Source organism: Mycobacterium sp. (assembly GCF_049647605.1).
GTDB lineage: Bacteria > Actinomycetota > Actinomycetes > Mycobacteriales > Mycobacteriaceae > Mycobacterium.
On the sequence record NZ_JBARXZ010000157.1, the window covers coordinates 1 to 17,182 of the forward strand.

A 17,182-nucleotide genomic window follows, 5' to 3' on the forward strand; every position below is an offset into this window, starting at 1 on the left:
CGTCATGCCCGCCCGCCGACCGACGACCTGGATGCCGAACCCCCACGCCGGCTCCGCCGCCCCGAGACGGGCGATGAGTCCGCTCCGCCGCCGCGCCGTCGCCCACGCGATCCGCAGCGTGACCCCCGCGATCCCGGCCGCCGTTCCGCAGCCCGCGAGGACTACCGACCGCGGGACCGGGATCCCCGCGATCGTGATCTGCGTGACCCGTACGACCGGCCGCGGCGTCGCCCCAATCGGTACGACTCCTACGATCCGGCTGCGGCGTTCGACGCACCGCCGCCACCTCGACCTCGCCGGCCGGTCGCCGATGACGGCGGAATCAGCGATGGCAGCCATCACCCGGTGTCTCGGGTGCGTTATCGCGGTGACACCAACGAGGATGACGATCGTGCCGAGTACCGCCCCCGCCCGCGGTCACAGGCGCGGCACAGCGTCGATTCCGACCGCTGGCGCTACGACAGCTGACCCGCGTCAGCTGGTGCGGCGCGGCGGGCGGATCTCCCGCGGCAATGTGAACACCAAGGTCTCGTTGGCGGTGGTCACCGGCTGCACGGTGCCGTAGCCGTACTCGGCAAGCCGCTCGAGCACACCACGCACCAACACCTCCGGTACCGACGCTCCCGACGTCACCCCCACCGTGGTGACCCCATCCAGCCATGACGGGTCGATGTCCTCGGCGTAGTCGACGAGGTACGACGCATCCGAGCCGGCGTTCAGCGCCACCTCGACCAGGCGTACCGAGTTCGACGAGTTCTTGGATCCGACAACAATCACCAGCTCGCACTCCGGTGCCATCGCCTTCACCGCGACCTGGCGGTTCTGGGTGGCGTAGCAGATGTCGTCGCTGGGCGGGTCCTGCAGCGTCGGGAACTTCTCCCGGAGCCGGCGCACGGTCTCCATCGTCTCGTCGACGCTCAGGGTGGTCTGGGACAGCCAGATCACCTTGTTCTCGTCCCGCACGGTCACCTTGTCCACCGAGGCCGGGCTGTCGACGACCTGTACGTGATCGGGAGCCTCACCTGCGGTGCCGACAACTTCTTCGTGGCCTTCGTGGCCGACGAGCAGGATGTCGTAGTCGTCGCGGGCGAATCGCTTGGCCTCGTTGTGCACCTTGGTGACCAGCGGGCAGGTCGCATCGATGGTGCGCAGATTGCGTTCGGCGGCCTCGACGTGCACGGTCGGCGCGACACCGTGGGCGGAGAACACCACGATGGCACCTTCGGGCACTTCGTCTGTCTTCTCGACAAAGACTGCGCCGGCCTTGGCCAGCGTCTCCACGACATAGCGGTTGTGCACGATCTCGTGCCGGACGTAGACCGGGGCACCGTGCTTTTCCAGCGCACGTTCCACCGTTTCGACGGCCCGGTCGACACCGGCGCAGTATCCCCGTGGTTCGGCGAGCAGGACCCGCTTGCCGCTGACGGGCGCCGCGACAGTGGCGGCGGCACCAGGAATCCCCATGTTGACGGTTGGCGGCATGGCCTCAGGGTACTTACCCGCAGTATTGGCGGGCTACCCAGCAGCTCAGCATCATGGGCCCGGCCCTCCCTCACCTTCGTTTCTCGGGCTCGTCGACCGAGCAGAAGTACTCTTGCTGCCATGTCTACTGCACCGTACGGAGTCCGGCTGCTGGTGGGAGTAGCGGCCACCGCCGTCGAAGAGACCATAAAGCTGCCGCAAACCATCGTCACGTACCCGATGACCCTGGTCAGCCAGGTGGCGCACCTGGTGATGAAGGTCCAGCAGGACTTCGCGGACCTGGTGATCAAGGGCGACGAAACCCTCGAACAGCTGTTTCCCCCGAAGGACGAGCAGCCCGACTGGGCCACCTTCGACGAAGACCTCGACTCGCAGGCACCGCATTTTGCCGAAGACACGCCGGACTCGGGTGGTGAACGACTCACCGAGGGCCGCTTCGCCCTCTACTCGGTCTCCGACACCGACCCTGTCGTGACCACGGCCAATTCGGATACCGCCGCCGCAGCTGAGCTGACGGTCGACATTCCCGCAGTGGCCACCGAGATCGATTACACCGGCCTGACGCTGGCGCAGCTGCGGGCACGGTTGCAGTCGCTGTCGGTGACGGACCTGGAAGCGCTGCTGGTCTTCGAGGAGGCCACCAAAGCCCGCGCCCCGTTCCAGACCCTGCTGGCAAACAGGATCACCCGCGCATCAGCCAAGTGACCGAACCCGAACAGGGTAAGTCCGCGGACAATCCCTGGCCGGTGCGTGCGGTGGCGACCCGGGTCGCCAAGTACATCGACCGGCTCGGCTCAGTGTGGATCGAAGGTCAGCTGACCGAGCTCAAGCTGCGCCACACCACGGCGTGGATGGTGCTGCGGGACCCGGCTGCGGACATGTCGCTGTCGGTGAGTTGTCCACGCGACCTGGTGGCCAACGCGCCGGTGCCGCTGACCGAAGGCACCCAGGTGATCATGCTGGGCAAGCCGCAGTTCTACACCCGCAACGGCTCGTTCAGCCTGCGGATCAGCGAAATCCGCGCTGTCGGCGTCGGTGAGCTGCTGGCGCGTATCGAGCGGCTACGCCGGTTACTGGACGCCGAGGGGCTGTTCGACCCACGCCTGAAGCGGCCGCTGCCGTTCCTGCCGACCCAGATCGGACTGATCACCGGACGCGCCAGTGCTGCCGAGCACGATGTCGTGTCGGTGGCCACCTCGCGCTGGCCGGCGGTCCGATTTGCGATCCGCAACACCGCCGTCCAGGGCCCCACTGCGGTGGCCCAGATCGTGGAGGCGTTGCGCGGGCTGGACCGCGATCCCGAGGTCGACGTGATCGTGCTGGCTCGCGGGGGCGGCAGCGTGGAGGACCTGCTGCCGTTCTCCGACGAAACCTTGTGCCGCGAGATCGCCCGCTGCACGACGCCGGTGGTCAGCGCCGTCGGTCACGAGCCGGACAACCCGCTGTGCGATCTGGTCGCCGACCTGCGGGCCGCCACCCCCACCGATGCCGCCAAACGGATCGTGCCCGACACCGCCGCCGAACTGGCGCTGGTCGCCGATCTGCGCCGCCGCAGTGCGCGGGCCCTGAGGAACTGGGTGCACCGCGAAGAACACCACATTTCCCAGCTGCGGAGCCGCCCGGTGCTGGCTGATCCGTTGCGGGCGATCTCCGACCGAGGCCACGAGATCGAGCGCGCCCGCGCCGCGCTGCGACGTGATGTCGTACGACTCCTGGATGCCCAGACCGACCGGGTGGGGCATCTGTCGGCGCGGCTGGCCACGTTGGGTCCCGCGGCGACGCTGGCACGTGGTTATGCGGTTGTCCAGGTCGACGGACACGTGCTGCGGTCGGTCGACGACGCCCCCGCAGGTGCCCGGCTGCGGGTGCGGGTGGCCGACGGGGCCATCACCGCCCGTAGCGACGGCCCGGTCGACGAGCCCGTCAGCCCGGTCGACGAGCCCGTGAGCCCGGTCGACGAGCCCGAGGAACGAGGGCGAGGAAGGGCCGGACGTAACACTCCGGAACGAGGGCGAGGAAGGGCCGGGCGTACAGAGGACGGCATGACTGAAACCTGCGAGACGGAAGTGGCTGATGAGTGAAGACATGAAGCCTATTAGTGACCTGGGCTATGAGGAGTGCCGTGACGAGCTGATCGAGGTGGTGCACACCCTGGAGCAGGGCGGACTGGGCCTCGATGCGTCGCTGACCCTGTGGGAAAGGGGCGAAAAGCTGGCCAGACGCTGCGAAGAGCACTTAGCTGGGGCGCGAAAGCGCGTCGAAGACGCGTTGACGGCCGACGACCAGGACTGACCGGCTTCACCTCCCAGTTCACCGAAGAATTGGAACAGGTTCCAGTTTCTGCCGTATGCTTGCCCGCCATGGGTGATGCAACACTGACCACCGAGCTGGGACGCGTCCTGGTCACTGGCGGCTCGGGCTTCGTCGGCGCCAACCTGGTGACCGAACTGTTGAGCCGCGGGCACCAGGTGCACTCTTTCGATCGCGCGCCCTCCCCCTTGCCCGAACATCCGAATCTCACGACGTTTGTCGGCGACGTCTGCAGTCACGACGATGTTGCGGCCGCGGTCGCCGGCGTGAACACCGTGTTCCACACCGCCGCGATCATCGACCTGATGGGCGGGGCTTCGGCCACCGCGGAGTACCGGCAGCGCAGTTTCGCGGTCAATGTCGAGGGGACCAAGAACCTCGCCCACGCCGCGCAGCAGGCCGGCGTGGCACGCTTCGTCTACACCGCGTCGAACAGTGTCGTCATGGGTGGCCAGCGCATCTCGGGCGGCGACGAAACCCTGCCCTACACCTCACGTTTCAACGACCTCTACACCGAGACCAAGGTGGCGGCCGAGAAGTTCATACTCGGCATCAACGGTGAGCGCAACATGCTCACCTGCTCGATCCGCCCCAGTGGGATCTGGGGTCGCGGAGATCAGACGATGTTCCGCAAGGTGTTCGAAAGCGTCTTGGCCGGCCACGTCAAGGTGCTGGTCGGCAACAAGAACGTGAAGCTGGACAACTCGTACGTGCACAACCTGGTGCACGGATTCATCTTGGCCGCCGAGCATTTGGTGCCCGGCGGGACGGCGCCCGGCCAGGCCTACTTCATCAACGACGGCGAACCCATCAACATGTTCGAGTTCTCCCGCCCCGTGGTGCAAGCGTGCGGACAGCCGTGGCCGACGTTGCGGATCCCGGCCAAGTTGGTGCACGCGGCGATGACGGCGTGGCAGTTCCTGCATTTCCGGTTCGGACTGCCCAAGCCGCTCCTGGAACCCCTTGCCATCGAACGTATTTCAATGGACAACTACTTCTCCATCAACAAGGCCAGTCGCGACCTGGGTTATCAGCCGCTGTTCACCACCGAGCAGGCGTTGCAGGAATGCCTGCCGTACTACACCGAGCTGTTCACCAGAATGAAGGCAGCCGCCGGCGAACCTGCCCGGGTGTGAACCACGTCCTCCTGGCCGCGTAGTTCAACGAGACGACGCAACGACCGCCCTCCGTGCCGAAACGGCCCTTGCAGCACGCTGCAAGGGCCGATCTCGTTGCGGATCAGTGCGCGTCGGTACGCACCACCGGATCCGCTTCGGGAGCGTCGACTATTTCGCGGCGGTTGGTCTCCGGACCATAGGCGAGCGCAAACAGTGTGATGGCCGTGAGGATTCCGAGGTAGACGATGATCACCCACCAGTGTCCGAACCCGGCGATGAGCGCGGTGGCGATCAGCGGCAGGAAGCCCCCAGCCAGCACCGAGCCGATCTCTCGGGCAAATGCGAACCCGGACAGCCGGGTACGGGTGTCGAACAGTTCGGCGAAGTAAGCGGCCTGCGGGGCCAACATCGCCGGGTAGAAGACGCCCAGACCCATCACGAAGCCCAGGATCAACAAGGGGGTGCTGAGGCTTTCCAGCATCAGGAAGAACGGCACCAACCACAGGATCGACGCGATCGCCCCACCCGCGTAGACGGGTCGGCGGCCCACCTTGTCGCTCAGGTGCGCCCACAGCGGGATCGCACCGATCTGCACCGTTGATGCGATCACCACCGCCGTCAGCGTGGTGGTGGTCGGCACGCCCAGGGTGTTGACCGCGTAGCCGACGGCAAACACCGGGAACAGGTAGGCGAAGGCGTTCTCGGCCATCCGGGCACCGATGACCACCAGGAAGTTCCGCGGGCTGCGGCGGATGACTTCGAAGACCGGGACCTTGATCTCCTCGGCGGCACCGGACTCCTCGGCCTCCACCGCTTTCTCGTAGGCTTCGGTCTCGTCGATGTTGCGTCGGATGAAGTAACCGACCAGCAGCAGCACCGAACCGAGCAGGAACGGCACCCGCCAGCCCCAGCTCTGGAAGGCATCCTCGGGCAGCAACGTCGCAATCTGGAACACCCCGGTGGACAGCAGGGTGGCCAGGGCGAAGCCGACCGGCGCCCAGGCCCCGGCCAGTCCGCGGCGTTTCTGGTTGCCGTGCTCGACCGAGAGCACCACCGCTCCGGCGTACTCCCCACCGGCGCCGAACCCTTGCAGCAATCGCAGCACGATCAGCAGGATCGGCGCCCACACCCCGATGGCTGCGTAGTTGGGCAGCAGTCCGATCAACGTGGTGGCCACGCCCATCAGCACGATGGTGAAGATCAGCATCTTCTTGCGGCCGACCTTGTCACCCATGTTGCCCAGCACGATGCCGCCCAGCGGCCTGGCCAGGAATCCGACGGCATAGGTGGCAAACGCCGCGATGGTGCCCACCACCGGGTCGGCATTGGGGAAGAACTGGGTGTTGAGCACCAATGCCGCTGCGGTGCCGTAGATCAGGAAGTCGTACCACTCCAGGGTGGTGCCGACCAGTGCGGCAACCCCGGCCTTGCGGGCCTGTTTGGGGTTGGCGACGTCGGTGCCGGTGTCTGCGGAGCCCGGTGAGTTCATGCGGTGGTCCTTAGGCCAGAGGGGTGAAAGGGGCTGGGGTGCAAGGGGGTGGTCACTCGGGTCGGCGCAGCACGGCTCCACGTTGGATCGGTCCGACCAATGCCGCGTACTGGCCCAGCCAGCCCCGTTCAGGGTGCTCGCCGGCGGCGCGGACCGGGGCACCGTCGCGCACCGGGTTCACGTCGACGCGCCGGGCGTCGAGGTCGATGCTGATCTGATCGCCGTCGGCCAGGCCGGCCAGCGGCCCGCCGTCGGCGGCCTCGGGCATCACCTGCCCGACCACCAGACCGTGGTTGAGGCCGGACAATTCGCCATCGGTGACGACGGCGACCTGCCCACCGAGGCCGGCACCGTTGAGGGCCGCGACGAAGCTCGCCGCGAACACCGTTCCGGGGCCGCCACGTGGGCCCATCCCGCGGAGCACGATGACCTCTCCGGCGGAGATCCGGCCGTCTCCCAGCGCCGCGATGGCGTCGTCTTCGCCCACAAAAACGTTTGCGGGACCGGAGAATTGGCGCCGGGTTGCCTTGCCGACGCCAGCCACCTTGACGATCGAACCGTCCGGCGCCAGCGTGCCGCGAAGGATGATCAACCCGGGTTCGTCGTTGATCGGATCCTCCAGCGGGTGCAGCACCTCGCCATCGGCGGCCCGGGCATCGGCCGCCCGCTGCGCGACGGTGCGGCCGTCGACGGTGAGCGCCTGCCCGTCCAGCCGGGACAGCAACGTACGCATGACTGTCTGGACGCCGCCGATGCCGTCGAGATCCCACACCTGATGGGCGCCATTGGGCCGGATCGCGGCCAGCTGCACGGCATCTCGGCCGTGCTTCTCGAACAGCGCAACGACGTCGAGGTCCAGGTCTGCCTCGGCGGCGATTGCAGTCAGATGCCGGATGCAGTTGACCGAGCCGCCCAGTGCCAGTGCCACTTCGATGGCATTACCGATGGAGGCCTCCGTGATGACCTGTCGCGCAGTCAGATTCTCTTCCACCATCGCCACGATGCGCCGACCGGCGGCGGAGGCATTCGACAGCATCGATTCGGAGTTCGCCCGGGTCGGTGCCGACCCGGCGACTGTCATGCCCAACGCCTCGGCCAGGCAGTGCATGGTGTTCGCGGTGGCCAGGCCCGCACACACGCCCGGCCCCTCGATGGCTCGGTCGGCGAGATCACCGAGCTGATCCACGGTCATGGTTCCCGCGGCCAGCGCACCGACAGATTCGTACACCGTGTCGATGTCGACCGAGCAACCGCTGTACCGGCCGCCTTTCTGATAGCCGCCGATCACGATGATCGACGGCAGGTCGAGCCTCGCTGCGGCCATCAGATGCGCCGGGGTGGTCTTGTCGCACGACGAGAGGAACACGATGCCGTCGAGCACCGCGCCTTCGACGGCGGCTTCGACATCGTTGACGATGAGGTCCCGGGTCGGCATCAGATATCGGGCCTTGCGGCCGGCGCTGGTGACAAAATCGCTTGGCGCCGTTGTGCGGATCTCGAACGGTAACCCGCCGGCTTCGCGAATCGCGTCGGCTACCCGGATCGCCACGTCATCGAGGTGGGCAAAGCACACCGACAGCTTCGACGAGGTGTTGACGACGGCGATTTTCGGCTTCTGCTGATCCGCCACGCTGATACCCATGGCGCTCCACTGCGCCCGGCGCACCGCCCATCGGGTGCTGCCCGGGACGAAGTTGCTGCGCAGTCCGCCGCCGGTGGCGCGTTCGAAGTTGTTGTCGGGTGTCATTACTGGTTCTGCCTTTCTGAAGCGGCTGCGACGGGTGTCGCGGGCGGTAGCGCGCTTCCGTTGGCGATCATGCGGTCCTGGATGATCCGCACGTCGAGATCTCGATAAGCCACACCGGAGTCCAGCGATGCCAGGGTGGCGACGGCAGCGGCGTGTCCGTATTCGAAACACTGCGCGGTGACGCGTGCCGATGCCAGCGCCTGGTGTTCGGCACTGAGGCAGCGGCCGGCGACGATGATGTTCTCTCCACGTTCCGGCACCAGGGTGCCGTAGGGCACGTCGTAGTAGTCGTCGAGCAGCCAGTGCAGTTTTGGCTTCTGACCGTCATGCAACTCGATGGGCCAGGGGGATCGGCAGATGGTGTCGGCGCGTTTGGTCCCGTCGACCACATCGGTGTCGCGCAGTGTCTGCACCCCGGCTACGGTGCGGGTCTGCCGGATGCCCGCTTCGACTCCGGTGTCGACGACGTACGCGCCGGCGCACCCCGGCACGGCGTCGGCCAGGAAGCGCGTGTACTCCCGAACCTGACGACGTCCCCCGATCTCGGCGAGGGTGAAATCGGCCGGGTCGATGACGTTGAGCATCCGGCCATCCGGCGCCGTGAGCCGAGTCGCGTTGACCAGCAGCTCGTTCGGGCGGCCAGTGTCGAAGATCCAGATCTTGTTGCGTGGTAGGTCCATCCCACCGCCGCGGGCGGCGTCGATGGCCTCGGTTACCCAGGGCGGGCTGATGGTGTCGGGTCCCCAAGCCTCCCAGAACTTCTCGACGTCGATGTTGCCCAGCCGGAAGAACATCGTGGGATTCTGGATGCGCCCGTCGTTCCCGAATCGGTAGACACCCCCGGCACGAGCCACCACGGCACCGTCGCCGGAGGCATCGATGATCCGGGCCGCCCGGATGACCGCGATACCGGCGTTGGACGCCACCACCAGACCGCGGTAGTGCTCCCCCTCGGTCAGGACGTCGATCACCTGCGTGTGGAACAGGATCTGCACCCCGGCTGCCGTCAGCAACGCATCGGCGGTGTCGCGCCACACCAATGGGTCGTGGGTGGGGGTGAAGGTCTTGCCGTACCGCTGCGGAGCGGTGAGTCCGTTGCGGGTTCTCAGTTCGCCGGCGAACCGGTCGGTGAATCCGTACACCACCTGCTCGGGCCGGTCGGCGCCGTCGGACGCCAGGTACATGCCGCAGATGGTGCCCGACAATCCCGCCACCGCGGCGCCGCCGGCGAAGCCGTACTTCTCGATCACCAATACGGTGGCGCCGGCTTCGGCGGCGACGGTGGCGGCGGCCACGCCGGCGGCACCCGCTCCGACAACCGCCACATCGACCTCGGCGAGTACCGGAATGCCGGCCGGATTCAAGCCCTCTGCCTGCGCAGACAGCCGCCATTCAACCGATATATCACTCATAGATGGACCGTACATCGATCGTCGCGATAATGTCTACCCCGTGACACAGCAGGCTTCTTCGTGACCGGCGTCTCCCAGAACAAGGCGGACCAGGCCTTCCTCGACATCGAGCGGATGATCGTGCTGCAGGAGCTCGCCCCCGGCGCGCTGGTTTCGGAGAAGCAGCTCATGGAACTCACCGGGCTGGGCCGCACCCCGGTGCGGGAAGCGCTGCAGCGACTCGCCCGCGAACGGCTGGTCGAGATCCATCCCAACCGGGGCGTGCTGGTGCCCGCGGCGTCCGTCGAAGCCCAGCTCAAGCTGCTGGAGCTGCGCCGCACCCTGGAACCGTTTGCCGTCCGGCTCGCCGCGACGCGCGCGACCGCCCAGCAGCGCACCGCCGCCCGCCGGCTGGCCGACTACGTTCTCGGCGATCAGCTGTCCGTCGACGACTTCGCCGAATTCCTGCGCTCCGCACACGCGCTGGTGGTCAACGCCACCCACAACGAGTTCGTCGAAGTCGCGATGGCACCGCTACAGGGGCTCTCGCGTCGGTTCTGGTTCGGCAACATGTCGGCGCCGACACAAGACCTCGCTCGAGCCGCACAGCTGCATCACGACATCCTGGCGTCGATCGCCGACGGGGACAGCGATGCCGCCGAAGCGGCATCGCTGGCGCTGAGCGACTACCTGTTCGATTTCACCTACGCGACGCTGCCACAGCGAGGCGCTCTCTAGTCGGTGAAAAGTGCCGCGCGCGTGTTCTCAACGGCATACCGTTGAGAACACGCCCCCAAGCGAGGGCGTGTTGCGGACGGGGGCACTACATGCCGAACGGAAAACCCAACATTCTGGTCATCTGGGGCGATGACATCGGAATCAGCAATCTGAGCTGCTACAGCGACGGCATGATGGGCTATCGCACCCCCAACATCGACCGGATCGCCGCCGAGGGCCTGCGCTTCACCGACTCCTACGGTGAACAGAGCTGCACCGCCGGACGCGCCGCGTTCATCAGCGGCCAGAGCGTGTACCGCACCGGGATGAGCAAGGTGGGCGTTCCCGGTGTCGACATCGGTTGGGCAGCAGAAGATCCCACCATCGCCGAACTCCTCAAACCTCTGGGCTACGCCACCGGCCAGTTCGGCAAGAACCACTTCGGCGACCTCAACAAGTACCTGCCCACCGCGCACGGTTTCGACGAGTTCTACGGCAACCTGTACCACCTCAACGCCGAGGAAGAACCCGAGCAGGTCGACTATCCGCACAAAGACCAGTTCCCGCGGTTGTACGAAACGGCACTGCCACGCGGTGTGCTGGACTGCAAAGCCACCGCCGAGGACTCCAACGAGCCCGACGACCCGAAATTCGGCGCGGTCGGCAAGCAAACCATCACAGACACCGGTCCGTTGACAGCCAAGCGCATGGAGACGATCGACGACGACATTGCTGACCGCACCGTCGACTACATCAAACGCCAGCACGCCGCCGAGACCCCGTTCTTCGTCTGGTGCAACTTCACCCACATGCACCTCTACACCCACGTGAAGCCGGAAAGTCGTGGCCAGGCCGGGATGTGGCAGTCCGAATACCACGACGCGATGATCGACCATGACCGCAACGTGGGCACGGTGCTCGACGTGCTCGACGAACTGGGCATCGCCGAGGACACCATCGTCATCTACTCCACCGACAACGGCCCCCACCGCAACTCATGGCCGGACGCCGGGACGACGCCGTTCCGCAGCGAGAAGAACACCAACTGGGAGGGCGCCTACCGGGTACCTGAGCTGATCCGCTGGCCCGGCAAGATCACGGCGGGAACGGTCTCCAATGACATCATCCAGCATCATGATTGGCTGCCCACGCTGCTGGCCGCCGCCGGTGACCCGGACATCAGCGACAAGCTGAAGAAGGGCCATCAGATCGAGGACGTCGAGTACAAGGTGCACATCGACGGGTTCAACCTGCTGCCCTATCTGATGGGCGAGGTCGAGAACAGTCCACGGCGCGGCTTCTTCTACTTCAACGACGACGCCGAAATGGTCGCGATGCGCTTCGAGAACTGGAAGATCGTCTTCGCCGAGCAACGCTGCCAGGGGACGCTGCGCACCTGGGCGGAACCGTTCACCGAGCTGCGGGTACCCAAACTGTTCAACCTGCGCACCGATCCGTTCGAATACGCCGACATCACCTCCAACACCTACTACGACTGGTTCCTGCGGCGCGACTTCTTCGTGTTCTATGCCACGGCCATGGCCTCGGCGTTCCTCGACACGTTCAAGGAGTTCCCGCCCCGGCACCCACCGGCCAGCTTCAGCATCGACCAGATCGTCGCGAAATTGGAGGCATTCCTGGCAGCCGACTGAGACCGGCGCCCCCACGGCCCGACACTGCAAAAAAAGGAACAGCACATGCCCGAGTCCACACCGAACATCCTGGTCATCTGGGGCGACGATATCGGAATCTCGAACCTGAGTTGTTACAGCCGGGGCATGATGGGCTACTTCACCCCCAATATCGACCGAATCGCCGACGAGGGAATGCTGTTCACCGATTCCTATGGTGAACAGAGCTGCACCGCGGGCCGGTCGTCGTTCATCACCGGACAGAGCGTGTACCGCACCGGCATGAGCAAGGTGGGCATGCCCGGCGTCGACGTCGGGCTGCAGAAAGAGGACCCGACCATCGCCGAACTGCTCAAGCCGCTCGGCTACGCCACCGGCCAGTTCGGCAAGAACCACCTGGGCGACCTCAACAAGTACCTGCCCACCGCGCACGGTTTCGATGAATTCTTCGGCAACCTCTACCACCTCAACGCCGAAGAAGAACCCGAGCACGAGGACTACCCCACCGCCGAGGAAGCACCGCTGCTGCGCACGGCCCTGCTACCTCGCGGCGTCATCCATTCCTGGGCCACCGAAGAGGATTCCGGCGAGGTCGACGAGCGGTACGGCCCGGTGGGCAAACAGCGCATCGAGGACACCGGGGCACTGACCAAGCTGCGGATGGAGACCATCGACGACGAAACCACCGGCGCTTGCGCGGATTTCATCACGCGCCAACACCACTCGAACACCCCGTTCTTCGTGTGGATGAACATGACCCACATGCATTTCCGGACGCACACCAAGCCGGAGAGCAAGGGCCAGGCCGGGCGCTGGCAGTCGCCGTACCACGACACGATGATCGACCACGACCGTAACGTCGGCACCCTGCTCGACCTGCTCGACGAACTCGGCATCGCCGAGAACACCATCGTCATCTACTCGACCGACAACGGCCCACACGCCAACAGCTGGCCCGACGGTGCCACCACGCCGTTCCGCAGCGAAAAGGCCACCAATTGGGAGGGCGCGTTCCGCATCCCCGAGTTGATCCGCTGGCCCGGCAAGATCAAAGCCGGATCGGTGTCCAATGAAATTGTGCAGCACCATGATTGGCTGCCCACCTTCCTGTCCGCCGCCGGCGATCCGGGCATCGTGGACAAGCTCAAGGCCGGGCACACCATCGGGGACACCACTTTTCACGTGCACATCGACGGCTACGACCTGCTGCCGTATCTGACCGGCGAGGTCGACAAGAGCCCCCGGCGCGGGATGATCTACTTCTCCGACGACGGCGACGTTCTCGGGATCCGGGCCGACAACTGGAAGATCGTCTTCATGGAGCAGCGCTGCCAGGGCACACTCCAGGTGTGGTTCGAGCCGTTCACGAAGTTGCGCGCACCGAAACTGTTCAACCTACGGACCGACCCGTACGAGCACGCCGACGTCACCTCGAACACCTACTGGGACTGGCTGATCGACCGCCTCTACCTGATGTTCTACGGATCGGCGATCGTGAACCAGTTCCTGGAGACGTTCAAGGAGTTCCCGCCACGACAGAAGCCGGCTTCCTTCACCATCAACAACGCCGTCGAGGAACTCGAAAAGTTCCTCGCGACGAGGGGTGGGTAGGTGGCCGAGCTCGCCTCGTGGAATGACGGTCCCACCAAGGCCGCGATCGTCGACTTCGTGGAGTCGGTCACCGCCCCTGGGGACAGCTTTGTGCCCGTCGAGGAGCGCATCGCGGTGTTCGACAACGACGGCACCCTGTGGTGCGAGAAGCCGATGTACATCCAGCTCGACTTCCTGCTGCGCCGCTTCAAGGAACAGGCCGAGGCCGATCCGTCGCTGCGGGACACCCAGCCGTACAAGGCCGCCTACAGCGGGGATCTGAAGTGGCTGGGCGACGCGGTCACCAAGCACTACCAGGGTGACGACTCCGATCTGAAACCTCTTATGGCGGCAATACTCACATCGCAGCACGAGATCACGGTCGACGAACTCGCAGCCCGCTTCGATGCCTTCTTCGCCGAAGCGACGCATCCGACCCTGGGTCGCAAGTACACCGCGTGCGGGTATGCGCCGATGATCGAGCTGCTGCGCCACCTCGAGGCGCACGACTTCACCAACTACATCGTCTCCGGCGGCGGACGCGACTTCATGCGTCCCGTCACAGGGCCGCTGTACGGGATCCCACCGGAGCGGGTCGTGGGCAGTTCAGTGGGGCTCGCCTACCGCGACGGACAGCTCTACACCACCGCGCAGCCCGAATTCCTCGATGATGGGCCGATCAAACCGGCGCGACTGTGGAGCCGCATCGGGCGCAGGCCGATCTTCGCCGCAGGCAACTCCAACGGCGATGTCGAGATGTTGGAGTTCACCGCCGCGTCCACCAGACCCTCGTTGCAGTTGCTCGTCGTGCACGATGATGCCGATCGCGAATTCGACTACACCGCAGGCGCGGAGAAGGCACTCGGGCACGCCGGCGTAAAGAAGTGGACCGTCGCCAGCATGCGCGACGACTGGAAACATGTCTTCGGTGACTGACCACCCGGTTACGCCCAAACTCACACACGGGCGCGAAAGTCCGCGTAGCTCCCGCCCGAATGTCGATCTGGGCGACAGCTTGGTCTGGATTCCCGGCCAGACAACGGTACTGGGGTCCGACGAGCACTACCCCGAAGAGGCCCCGGCACGCGAGGTCACCGTCGACGGTTTCTGGATACAGACCCACCAGGTCACCAATGCCCAATACGCACAGTTCGTCTCGGCCACCGGTTATCGCACCGTCGCGGAGCGGGCACTGAATCCCGCGGACTATCCGGGCGCACCGCCGGAGAACCTGCAACCCGGCTCCATGGTGTTCCGGCGGACAGCGGGGCCCGTCGACCTGCGTCACCTCAGCCAGTGGTGGCAATGGACACCGGGCGCCTGCTGGGACCATCCCCGCGGTCCCCGTTCCACCACCACCGGCCGCGACGAGCACCCCGTCGTCCACATCGCGTTCGAGGACGCGCAGGCCTATGCACAGTGGGCAGGGCTGGGACTGCCCACCGAGGCGGAATGGGAAACCGCTGCCCGCGGTGGCCTTTCACGCGCCACCTACACCTGGAGTGATGAACCGGAGACGACGGGTCAGCGGCTGGCCAACTACTGGCATGGCGAATTCCCCTACCTGCCGGACACCGGCTACGGCACCACCGCCCCGGTCGGCAGCTTCCCGGCCAACGGTTACGGGCTGTACGACATGGCCGGCAATGTCTGGGAGTGGACCACCGACTTCTACGGCGGTGACCGGGCCGCCACGGCGTGCTGCGCCGAGGAGTCCGTCGATCCCCACTTCAACATCCCGCGCAGAGTGATCAAGGGCGGCTCGTTTCTCTGCGCCGACAGCTACTGCATGCGCTACCGGCCGGCCGCGCGCCGTCCGCAACAGATCGACACCGGGATGAGCCACCTCGGTTTCCGCTGCATCCGGCGATGAGTTCTCGTGGTGGCGCGGGTCAGACTCCCAGAACCACTACCGAGGAGAACCGATGCGCAAGATCACTGCAGGCCTGTTCATCTCACTCGACGGCGTCACCGAGGCCCCCGATCAGTGGCACTTCCCGTACTTCAACGACGAGATGGGTGCGGCCGTGGGCAGCCAGCTGGGTGCCGCCGACACGCTGCTGTTGGGCCGCGTCACCTACGACAGCTTCGCCGGTGCGTGGCCCACGCGCGAAGTCGAGGGCGGGGAGGACGCCCAGTTCGCCAAGACGCTCGGCGACACCCGCAAGATCGTCATCTCACGTCAACCCCTCGAATTCACCTGGCGCAACACCGAATTGATCCAAGGAGAGTTGATCGAGGCGGTCACCACCCTGAAGAACGAGCCCGGCGGAGATATCGGCATCAGCGGTTCGGTATCGGTGGTGCGCCAGCTGCTGGAGGCCGGGCTGCTCGACGAGCTGCACCTGCTGATCCACCCGATCGCCGTCCGCCGCGGCGACCGCCTGTTCGATCAGGGCGAGTCGCTCCCGCTGACACTGCTGTCGTCCACGCCGTTCAGCACCGGGGTGGTGTACGTGGTGTACGGCCCGGACACCACAACGCAGGCGGGCGGCTATGCCGAAACCAAGGCACACCTGCCGCAGTGACCCAGTAGGGTCTAGAACACGTTCCAGTTCTGCTGAGGGAGACGCATGACGGTACTGGTCACGGGGGCCTTCGGCTTGGTCGGAGCCGCCACCGTCGCTCATCTGGCCGCCGAAGGACGCCGGGTCGTCGCCACCGACCTCGACATCCCAGCCCATCGCGAGGCGGCCACAAAGCTGCCACCCGGGGTGCTGGTGCACCATGCCGATCTGACCGACCCGGCGGCGGTGGACACGCTGATCAGCGAGGTGGCACCCACCGCGGTGATCCACTTGGCGGCCGTCATCGCGCCGCACTGCTACAGCCGGCACGCGCTGGCCCAGAAGGTCAACGTCGAGGGCACCGCCAACCTCATCGCCGCGCTGTCGCAGCACACCACCAACCAGCCGACCCCGCCACGATTCGTACTAGCTTCCAGCGTTGCGGTGTACGGCCCGCGCAACCCGTACCGCACCGATGAGGTTCTGACCGCTGACACCCCGGTCGCGCCCTATGACATCTACGGCACCCAGAAGGTGCTGGCCGAGAAACTGGTCCGCGACTCCACGCTGGACTGGGCGATCCTGCGTCTCGGCGGCGTCCTGACCGTTGCCCTGCAACTCGACCTGAACCCCGATTTCCTCTTCTTCGAAGGTCTGCTGCCCACCGACGGGCGCATCCAGACCGTCGACGTGCGCGACGCCGCCCGCGCGTTCGCCAACGCCACCACCGCCGACTGCCTCGGCGAGACCCTGCTGATCGGCGGAGACCACACGCACCGGTTGACCCAAGGTGACATCGGGCCCGCGACGTCGGCGGCCATGGGCCTGGTGGGCGGTCTGCCCATCGGCCGCACCGGCGACCCCGCCAGTGACACCGCCTGGTTTGCCACCGACTGGATGGACACCACTCGCGCTCAGGAAGTTCTTGACTTCCAACGGTATTCGTGGCCGGCGATGCTGATCGAAACGGCGGAGAACGCCGGCTGGAGACGGCACGTGCTGCGGGTGGCAGCCCCGCTGGTCCATCAGCTACTCAAGCGTCGCGCCGCCTATCACGACGCGCCCGGCCGCTACGCCGACCCGTGGGGTGCCGTCACCGCCAAATGGGGCGATCCCCGCCCCCGAAACACCGGACAGGTGGCCCCGTGACCCGCCACGCCGTCGTCATCGGCGGGGCGTCCGGGATCGGCTGGGCCGTGG

14 protein-coding genes and 2 pseudogenes are annotated in these 17,182 nt (G+C 66.1%); 12 read left to right on the plus strand and 4 right to left on the minus strand.

What is annotated here, in order from left to right; all coding sequences use genetic code 11:
* Positions 1-468, plus strand: a pseudogene (locus WBB07_RS20055) (hypothetical protein); the annotation flags it as partial.
* Positions 469-474: 6 nt separating this feature from the next.
* On the opposite strand, the gene WBB07_RS20060 reads toward WBB07_RS20055, so the two are convergent.
* The gene (locus WBB07_RS20060; RefSeq protein ID WP_526310119.1) at positions 475-1,482 is read right to left on the minus strand and encodes a 4-hydroxy-3-methylbut-2-enyl diphosphate reductase; all 1,008 of its coding nucleotides are present in this window, start codon (positions 1,480-1,482) and stop codon (positions 475-477) included.
* 120 nt (positions 1,483-1,602) lie between these two features.
* Between WBB07_RS20060 and WBB07_RS20065 the strand changes: the two genes are divergently transcribed.
* The 4 genes and pseudogenes from WBB07_RS20065 (at position 1,603) to WBB07_RS20080 (ending at position 4,928) form a co-directional block, all read left to right on the plus strand.
* Positions 1,603-2,187, plus strand: a complete 585-nt coding sequence (locus tag WBB07_RS20065) for a lipid droplet-associated protein (RefSeq protein ID WP_526310120.1) — start codon at positions 1,603-1,605, stop codon at positions 2,185-2,187.
* Positions 2,184-3,389 (plus strand): annotated as a pseudogene (xseA, locus tag WBB07_RS20070) (exodeoxyribonuclease VII large subunit); the annotation flags it as partial. The gene WBB07_RS20065 and the pseudogene xseA, both read left to right, overlap by 4 nt.
* 166 nt (positions 3,390-3,555) lie before the next feature.
* Positions 3,556-3,774, plus strand: coding sequence for an exodeoxyribonuclease VII small subunit (locus tag WBB07_RS20075; RefSeq protein ID WP_526310121.1), 219 nt, complete (start codon positions 3,556-3,558; stop codon positions 3,772-3,774).
* A 68-nt stretch (positions 3,775-3,842) separates the two neighbouring features.
* The gene (locus WBB07_RS20080; protein ID WP_526310122.1) at positions 3,843-4,928 is read left to right on the plus strand and encodes a 3-beta-hydroxysteroid dehydrogenase; all 1,086 of its coding nucleotides are present in this window, start codon (positions 3,843-3,845) and stop codon (positions 4,926-4,928) included.
* A 103-nt stretch (positions 4,929-5,031) separates the two neighbouring features.
* Here WBB07_RS20080 and WBB07_RS20085 read toward each other — a convergent pair whose 3' ends face one another.
* The 3 genes from WBB07_RS20085 to WBB07_RS20095 are packed head-to-tail and all read right to left on the minus strand — an operon-like array spanning position 5,032 to position 9,558.
* A complete protein-coding gene (locus WBB07_RS20085; RefSeq protein WP_526310123.1) occupies positions 5,032-6,399 on the minus strand; it encodes an MFS transporter in 1,368 nt (455 codons plus the stop codon).
* 52 nt (positions 6,400-6,451) lie between these two features.
* Positions 6,452-8,146 carry a dihydroxy-acid dehydratase domain-containing protein gene (locus WBB07_RS20090; RefSeq protein WP_526310124.1) on the minus strand — a complete coding sequence of 565 codons (1,695 nt, stop codon included), beginning with the start codon at positions 8,144-8,146 and terminating at the stop codon, positions 6,452-6,454.
* A complete protein-coding gene (locus tag WBB07_RS20095; protein WP_526310125.1) occupies positions 8,146-9,558 on the minus strand; it encodes an FAD-dependent oxidoreductase in 1,413 nt (470 codons plus the stop codon). The genes WBB07_RS20090 and WBB07_RS20095 overlap by 1 nt, the downstream gene beginning before the upstream one ends.
* Before the next feature lie 60 nt (positions 9,559-9,618).
* Between WBB07_RS20095 and WBB07_RS20100 the strand changes: the two genes are divergently transcribed.
* The 7 genes from WBB07_RS20100 (at position 9,619) to WBB07_RS20130 (ending at position 17,131) form a co-directional block, all read left to right on the plus strand.
* Positions 9,619-10,275: a GntR family transcriptional regulator gene (locus WBB07_RS20100; protein WP_526310126.1), complete on the plus strand. Its 657-nt coding sequence runs from the start codon at positions 9,619-9,621 to the stop codon at positions 10,273-10,275.
* Between the two features lie 89 nt (positions 10,276-10,364).
* Positions 10,365-11,906: an arylsulfatase gene (locus WBB07_RS20105; RefSeq protein ID WP_526310127.1), complete on the plus strand. Its 1,542-nt coding sequence runs from the start codon at positions 10,365-10,367 to the stop codon at positions 11,904-11,906.
* 45 nt (positions 11,907-11,951) lie between these two features.
* Positions 11,952-13,496 (plus strand): arylsulfatase, encoded by a 1,545-nt coding sequence (locus tag WBB07_RS20110; protein ID WP_526310128.1) that lies wholly within the window; start codon positions 11,952-11,954, stop codon positions 13,494-13,496.
* Positions 13,497-14,411 carry an HAD family hydrolase gene (locus tag WBB07_RS20115; protein WP_526310129.1) on the plus strand — a complete coding sequence of 305 codons (915 nt, stop codon included), beginning with the start codon at positions 13,497-13,499 and terminating at the stop codon, positions 14,409-14,411.
* Positions 14,412-14,478: 67 nt separating this feature from the next.
* A complete protein-coding gene (locus tag WBB07_RS20120; protein ID WP_526310132.1) occupies positions 14,479-15,348 on the plus strand; it encodes a formylglycine-generating enzyme family protein in 870 nt (289 codons plus the stop codon).
* A 52-nt stretch (positions 15,349-15,400) separates the two neighbouring features.
* Entirely contained in the window at positions 15,401-16,003 is a 603-nt protein-coding gene (locus WBB07_RS20125) for a dihydrofolate reductase family protein (protein WP_526310130.1), read from the plus strand.
* A gap of 45 nt (positions 16,004-16,048) precedes the next feature.
* Positions 16,049-17,131 carry an NAD-dependent epimerase/dehydratase family protein gene (locus WBB07_RS20130; protein WP_526310131.1) on the plus strand — a complete coding sequence of 361 codons (1,083 nt, stop codon included), beginning with the start codon at positions 16,049-16,051 and terminating at the stop codon, positions 17,129-17,131.
* Positions 17,132-17,182: the final 51 nt, after the last annotated feature.